Origin of the sequence: Sulfobacillus harzensis (genome assembly GCF_012933365.1) — a bacterium.
GTDB classification, from domain to species: domain Bacteria; phylum Bacillota; class Sulfobacillia; order Sulfobacillales; family Sulfobacillaceae; genus Sulfobacillus_B; species Sulfobacillus_B harzensis.
On sequence record NZ_JABBVZ010000164.1, the window covers coordinates 1 to 4,953 of the forward strand.

At 57.9% G+C, this 4,953-nt stretch carries 4 protein-coding genes and 1 pseudogene; 1 reads left to right on the plus strand and 4 read right to left on the minus strand.

All coding sequences use genetic code 11. The annotated features are described in order from the left end of the window. Positions 1 to 78: 78 nt before the first annotated feature. Positions 79 to 1,401 carry an ADP-ribosylglycohydrolase family protein gene (locus HIJ39_RS21375; protein WP_169103065.1) on the minus strand — a complete coding sequence of 441 codons (1,323 nt, stop codon included), beginning with the start codon at positions 1,399 to 1,401 and terminating at the stop codon, positions 79 to 81. A 367-nt stretch (positions 1,402 to 1,768) separates the two neighbouring features. Between HIJ39_RS21375 and dapA the strand changes: the two genes are divergently transcribed. Beyond that, entirely contained in the window at positions 1,769 to 2,680 is a 912-nt protein-coding gene (gene dapA, locus HIJ39_RS24395) for a 4-hydroxy-tetrahydrodipicolinate synthase (protein WP_243239890.1), read from the plus strand. Between the two features lie 154 nt (positions 2,681 to 2,834). On the opposite strand, the pseudogene HIJ39_RS21380 reads toward dapA, so the two are convergent. From HIJ39_RS21380 to HIJ39_RS21390, 3 genes and pseudogenes are all read right to left on the minus strand, one after another. Next, positions 2,835 to 3,557 (minus strand): annotated as a pseudogene (locus tag HIJ39_RS21380) (RnfABCDGE type electron transport complex subunit D); the annotation flags it as partial. A 184-nt stretch (positions 3,558 to 3,741) separates the two neighbouring features. Next, on the minus strand, positions 3,742 to 3,867 hold the full coding sequence (locus tag HIJ39_RS25320; protein ID WP_169103067.1) for a hypothetical protein: 126 nt from the start codon (positions 3,865 to 3,867) through the stop codon (positions 3,742 to 3,744). Positions 3,868 to 4,378: 511 nt separating this feature from the next. After that, positions 4,379 to 4,831: an FMN-binding protein gene (locus HIJ39_RS21390; RefSeq protein WP_169103068.1), complete on the minus strand. Its 453-nt coding sequence runs from the start codon at positions 4,829 to 4,831 to the stop codon at positions 4,379 to 4,381. Between the last annotated feature and the right edge of the window lie 122 nt (positions 4,832 to 4,953).

Sequence of the window (4,953 nt, forward strand, 5' to 3'; positions counted from 1 at the left end):
GGTCGCAGAGGTCCCGGGATTTCACAAAAATCAATGAGAACAACAGGTTTCACACAAAAAACTAAGGTAGGAGGAACATTAACGCGGGCCAAAAACCGGCCGCGGTTCGGGCGGCTTGGTCAGCAACGCTTCACGCATGGCCCCCAAAACTGCCCGGGCAAAGCGATCCCTCCACGCATCGGGAAATCCCCGATTACTGACCACCGCGCCAAGTACCTTTTGCAGGAAGTCCACATCGTCCGGAAGGCTCCCTTCGGCAACCCATTTCTGAAAAATACGGTCCGTCTCAGGGCTAAGACGCATGAGCACGTCGGAGGTTGGCTCAGAGCCGACCGCAAAGGTCACAATGGCAGCCCAAGGTGCCCATTCGATCGGTACGTCGGCTAAGGCAAGACACTCGCACGGGGTCGTGTCCGAAGGAGACGCCAGTCGTTCCATCAAGCGCATCATCTCTCGGTTGGCGTTTTCCGGGAGATACCGCGCTGGCCGCACGCGGGTCTCGAAGTGGCACTCCTTGAGGGTTTTAATCCAGCGCTGGGGAACGTCCGAAGCACCGTAGACAGCCCCGGCCACGGCGCCCGCAATGGCCGCGTTGGTGTCGGCATCGCCTCCCAGCATAACACTCTGGACGATGACCTCCTCCAAACTGTCGTCATGCAGAAGGCGATAGAAGGCGTTGTGAAGCGCCACCAACACATAACCAATGTGGTGCGAATAAGGAGGAGGTTGGTGCTCAGCTTGCACCAAAGCATCCAGCACCTCAGATTCTTGGCCGAACCGCCGCTGAAAGGCGACCGCAAATTCATACGCGGCTTGCGCATCAAGTCCCCAGCGAATAATCATTCCCACCGTCGCAACGAAAACCGCCGACGCCTCTTGGCACACGGGATTAGGATGGGTTAGCAGGGCATCTTGCCTACCGAGGTCCGCCAACACCCGGGGATCCTGGGCATATCCCCAAATTGCCAGCGGGCTTTGCCGCATCAGCGCCCCATTGGCCTTGCTGTCATAATTAGCGCTATTTCGCATTCGCTCAGCCATGCCCGACAGGGGCCCTCCATGCGCCCCCGCGATGGCCTGGCGTACGGTCCCGCCCATGTCGAAGGGATGGGAATCAGCCCACCGCACGTAGCCGGACGCTACGCGATCCCAATCCACCGTCTCTGGGCAATCGTTGAGGACATGCAACAACTCGATCGCCATCTCGGTATCATCTGTTAGTTGCCCGGCTGCAGTTCCCCAAGTGGGGCTGGATGCCATCTCCCGCACGCCCTGAGGAAATTGCCGTCGGAGACTATCCGGGGTGGCGAACTCCACCTGACTTCCCAACGCATCCCCGGCCATTTGCCCCCACCAACACCCCCACATGCGCCGGTGGAGTGCAACATCATCTATCGCCATTTCATCCCCTCTTTCCTCACACCCAGCCCTAGGCCTTTCTCCAGGGATCATTATCCCTACGAACCCCTCTTTGGAACACATGACAAGAAAATTTCCGCAACATTGCCTCCTAGACTTCTCATCCGGACTCGCGATCGATATACTATTGCTAACTTCACTACGATAAAGGGGTGACGACATGGCTATACCACCGATGGTGACGGGGTCTGCCTTGTTGTCTCCTGCCCCCGTTTTCCTCACGTCCTCTTTTAAGAAGCTTTAGCCGGTCCCCGGTCAAAACCGCCGGGGCAACCGGCGTTTCCGCGATGCTCCGTCAATCGGCGCAAACCTACCGCGCGCCAAAGCTATACTGAGGAGGACGATAGTTATGCCATGGCCTGCAATTTTCACAGCCATGATTACCCCGTTTACCCCTGACGGCCATCTCAACTTAGACATCGCTGCCCGCCTGGCCCAGCGACTGGCCCACGAAGGCAGCGACGCCCTGATTATCGCCGGCACAACCGGCGAATCGCCTACCCTAACGGATCCCGAGCGCGAAGAGCTCTTCCACCGGGTCCGCCAAGCCGTTCCTCATCTCCCCCTTTGGGTCGGTGCCGGTTCCAACGATACCGCCCACAGCCGCCACCTCGCCCGACAAGCAGAACAATGGGGCGCCGATGGCATCTTAGTGGTCACACCGTATTACAATAAACCGCCCCAGGAAGGACTGTACCGGCATTTCGTGGAGGTCGCGCAAAACGTCAACATTCCGGTGATGCTGTACAACGTGCCCGGACGAACCGGTGTTCACCTAGAAGCCGACACCGCCGCTCGAATCCATGCCGCCTCCCCCAACGTCGTAGCCATAAAAGAAGCGTCCGGACGGCTTGAGGCTTTCCACCAACTGCGAGCCCATGCTCCCCAACTCACCCTTTACACTGGGGACGATTCGCTGTTGTATCCTAGCTTGCTGCTCGGAGCCGTCGGCGTTGTGAGCGTCGCGTCCCATGTGGTGGGCCCCGAGATGCAAGCTCTGTTGCGGGCGGCCACATCGGGACGGCACTCCGAGGCGTACCAACGAGAACAGATGCTGGCACCCATTTTCCGCGACCTCTTTGCTTGGCCCAACCCTATCCCCGTAAAATGGCTCCTCAATCAGTTAGGCATTGACGTGGGTCCGCTCCGTCCGCCGCTCGTCTATCCCTCCGATACCCGCGGGTTGGAGCGCCTATTGGCGGAAACGCTGGCCGTCCAGCGCCAGCGGTCGATCCGAGACGTTTCGGCAGCCGAGGCGTAACCGAAAAGGATTGCACGGGAGACCTGGCCGGCGCAGGGTGTCGGTCAGCTTTTCGGCGTTGGCGCGCGCGGATTGCCGTGAGTCCATTACCAACCAAAAGTCCGACTAAGAGATAGACAAGCCCCCCCATGAGGTCGTAGACAGCTACCGCAACCAAAGCCGAGATGATGGCAAACGGCACCTGTTCCTTCACTGTGCCTGGAGACGTCGGCGGATCGGTAAGCATGAAGAACGCCACAAAGAGTGCGGCATTCACAAACGGAGCTCGCAACGCATCCGCTGGCGTGGCCGAGGGCAGTCCCCAGTGCAATAGCGCCATGGCCAATATGGCCGTGAAATAGGTTCCGAGGAAGACGAGCACTGGGAGATACTTTTTCACCCGAACGGCAACAAAGATACCAGCCGCCAACATCAGCAGTACAACCCACATGGGATCGTTGGGCATGGAGGCCCACCAGCTTTCCGCACCTGAAAAGACCAGCGCCGTAGCCAATAGTCCTGCGGCTGCGGGATTGAAGAGCGGTTTTCGGCCCTGCTTCAAGAGGTGTTTAAAGGACAAAGCTAGAACGGTGGTCAACATGATGAGATACACTGGGGTTATGCTGGACAGCACATCCGTCACAATTAGGGCGGTAATCACGCCACCTATCGAAAACGTCACCTTCCGTTCCATGACCTTTGCCACCGCCGCGTCAAAAAGGACGGCGGCAGCTACCGCAATCAAGGCGTGTGGGATCGCGTGGGCGCCGTATGGGGTCCGGCTTCCAACCCCCGTCAAGAGAATCAGCGCGCCCAGGACGTGCCCTTTGGGCGTCCTCACAAAACGGCGAAACCGTGTAGTCAATGACGGGCTTTGTAATCGTTGGGCATTAGCCATGCCAATATCGCTCCATTCCTGCCGTTTTTATGACCGTTCCGTCCTTCCTCATGATCAAACCCTCGAGACTCATCGACCCGATAAGGGACAAGGCTTCTTCGAGGCCCCCAAAAAAGCGACCGTAGAGGCGCCGGCGGGCAACCCTGTCTCAAGCTCTATCAGAGTAGCCCTCCAACCGCTCTTCCTATGCTGGGGTCTGGGCTATCGTCGGACTTCGCCGACGATAGCTGCCTGAAGTACAGATGGCTACCCCCGCAAGCTCGACCATGTCGGGCAAATCCGAAGAACCTTGTGGGTTCTTTACCCCCACATGCCACCCATTCCCATTGGGCCCCTGGAAGCAAAGATGTCTCCACCAGCCTCAATCACGAACCCGGGAAACTGCCAAGGGCCTTTGCCGCCAAAGCCACCGCCAATCCCTGGCCCACAGCACCAAGATCTAATAGCATCGGGCGCGCGATCCGGACACGGGGCCCGTCCTGAATTTAGTGGCGATTGAACCCAACCTACGCTAAGCGGGCTCCAATCGTCGGTCAAAGCGTCCATCCGTCATTTCGGCGGCACAGGTAGTCGCCAGTGCATGGCATAACGTGGGAGGTACCGGCGCGAGTCTTCCCGGCTATCTACAGAGTTCGCGAAGGGCATGACCCTCGAAATCGGCTGCATACCTCTTCGACCGCCTACATAGAGACGTAGGCTTGATTGACTGCCGCCCGCATCTCGGCGACATGACCTTCCCCAACCAATCCAAAACGGTCGTGCCCATCAGCAAATAGGAATCGGATAGATAATTAGGACGTGGAATTTTCATTGCCATCATCCTAGGCCTTCGCTTTCTGAAGTGCGTTGTACACCGCTTCGGCAAAATTTTCACTGCTGGCGGTGGCTCCGCTTACACCGTAGACATTCCAGGTTTGTTGGGACACCACTTCTTCGGGCATGGTTGGATCAATGTATGATTGCGGGTAATGCATGGCATAATTGGTGATGCGGACCGACGCAATTTTTCCGCCCGAGACGGTTACCAAGACCGACAGTATCCCATACGGATTGGATCCGGATCCACTGTAATGGCCATCCCGATATGCACTTTGAGACGCGGACGTTCTGGCAGGCAGGGAGTTGGAACGCGATGCCGAGGAGCTCGCCGATTGAACGGCGCTCGGTCCTTCCGCGATTGATGCGGTAGGCACCGTAACCAGGTGGCCGGCAGCATAAATGGCTCCTACAGCCGCAGAGCATAGAATCCACAGCTTCGTTGTTGGACTTGCCATTCTCCTGTCTCCTTCCCTGCATATTGCCTCCAGTGTAGTGAGAAAGGATGATGTCCTGTCAAGACCAGCTATGGAGAGTCAAGCTGCCTGTTGGCATGGAAGATCGGGGCGGCAATGTAGGC